The sequence below is a fragment of the Paenibacillus sp. PsM32 genome, assembly GCF_030433815.1.
In the GTDB taxonomy this organism is placed as follows: Bacteria; Bacillota; Bacilli; order Paenibacillales; family Paenibacillaceae; genus Saccharibacillus; species Saccharibacillus kyungheensis.
Map to the genome: position 1 here is coordinate 1 of NZ_JARUWY010000117.1, position 210 is coordinate 210.

The window sequence follows — 210 nt, forward strand, 5'->3', positions numbered from 1 at the left end:
GGAAAGCTTGTATCTTTTGAGATCATATTTACAGCATCAATCCTGTAACCATCGAACCCCAAGTCCAGCCAAAATCGCATCATATCTTGCATTTCTTGACGTACTTTAGGATTTTCCCAGTTCATATCAGGTTGTTTTTCACTATACGAATGTAAATAATATTCATTGGAGTTTTCGTATAATTTCCACATCGAATCGCCGACATAAGAA

The 210-nt window shown here is 36.2% G+C and carries 1 protein-coding gene; it reads right to left on the bottom strand.

Annotated features, from left to right (window positions below; genetic code table 11):
• A partial coding sequence (locus QCD85_RS23875) for an alpha-amylase family glycosyl hydrolase (RefSeq protein ID WP_301264100.1) occupies nt 1-210 on the bottom strand: 210 nt, incomplete at both ends.